This is a genomic window from Cellulomonas jepli, from assembly GCF_047229345.1.
Taxonomy (GTDB): domain Bacteria; phylum Actinomycetota; class Actinomycetes; order Actinomycetales; family Cellulomonadaceae; genus Cellulomonas_A.
Map to the genome: position 1 here is coordinate 1 of NZ_JBFTER010000199.1, position 1,534 is coordinate 1,534.

Annotated in this window: 1 protein-coding gene; it reads left to right on the forward strand. The window is 80.5% G+C overall.

Annotated elements, in window-relative coordinates; all coding sequences use genetic code 11:
* Window positions 1-1,534: helicase-associated domain-containing protein (locus AB6N24_RS23050; protein ID WP_412871687.1), on the forward strand; the 1,534-nt coding region annotated here is incomplete at both ends.

Genomic DNA, 1,534 nt, shown 5'->3' on the forward strand with positions numbered 1-1,534 from the left:
GGCACGGCGGTCGCCGACCGCGCCTCGCGGGCGTCACGCGGCGCACCGCTCAGTCCGGAGGTCGTCGCCGCCGAGTCGGGCCGCGCCGCCGAGCAGGTCGTGCGCCTCGTCGCCGGGCTCGTGCGCGCCTGGGAGCTCGAGCCGGCCCCCGTGCTGCGCGCCGGTGGGCTCGGCGTGCGGGAGCTGCGCCGGGTCGCCGGGCGGCTCGAGGTCGACGACACCGAGGCCGCGCTCGTCGTCGAGCTCGCCGGCGCCGCGGGCCTCGTGGTCGACGACGAGGAGGAGACCCCGTCGTTCGCGCCGACCGCCGCGGTCGACGAGTGGCTCGCCGCGGAGCTGCCGACGCGCTGGTCGACGCTCGCCCGCACATGGCTCGCGACCGCGCGGGCGGCGTGGCTCGTCGGGACCCGGGACGACCGCGGGATCGTCCGCGCCGCGCTGGACCCCGAGCTCGTGCGGCCGTGGGCCCCCCGGCTGCGGCGCTCGGTGCTCGGGGTGCTCGCCGACGTCCCGCCCGGGGTCGCGCTGGACGCGGCGCAGGTCCTCGACCAGCTCACGTGGCGCACGCCCCGCAGCGTCCCGCCCGAGCACGCCGTCGCCGCGACGCTCCGCGAGGCGACGCTGCTCGGTGTCGTCGCCGCGGGGGCCCTCGCACCGGCGGGCCGTGCGCTGCTGACCGCGGTCACCGGCTCGGACGGCGCCCCGGGCCTCGTGCTCGAGCGGCGCGCAGGCCCCGTCGCCGACACCGTCGCCGACGCGCTCGCGGGCGCCCTCGCGTCCACGGTCGACGAGATGCTGCTCCAGGCCGACCTCACGGGCGTCGTCCCGGGCCGCCCGTCGCCCGCGCTCGAGGCGCTCGTCGAGCGGGCCGCGCGCGTCGAGTCCCGCGGCGGTGCCCTGACGGTGCGCTTCACCCCCGACAGCGTGCGGGGCGCGCTCGACGCCGGGACGACCGCCGAAGAGCTCCTCGCCGACCTCGCCGCGCACTCGCGCGGCCCGGTGCCGCAGCCGCTCGAGTACCTCGTGCGCGACGCGGCCCGCCGGCACGGCCGTCTCCGCGCGGGCGCGATCAGCAGCTACGTGCGCGCCGAGGACCCGGCGCTCCTCGCGGGCCTCGTCGAGGACCCCCGGTTGGCGCCGCTCGGCCTCGTCCGGCTCGCGCCCACCGTGCTGGGCTCGCAGGGCTCGACGCGCGAGCTGCTCGCCGCGCTGCGTGAGCGCGGGCTCGCACCCGTCGCCGAGGGGCCGAACGGGCAGATCGTGCACGCCGAGCGGGTCGTGCGCCGGGTCCACGGCCGCAGCCGTCGCATCGCCCCCGTCTCGCCCGCGCACGCCGACGACGGCGCGCCCCCGAGCTCTGCGCGCCGCGAGCGCCTCGCCACGCTCGTCCCCGAGCTGCGCCGCGCCGAGGAGGTGCAGCGCGCCGCCCGTGAGGCCGACCGCGCCGCGCAGGCCCGAGCGCTCGAGGTCCGGGAGGCGCAGCAGCGGCTCGCCGAGGCGGAGCGTGCGAGGGCGGCGGCCGACGAGCGCGCGT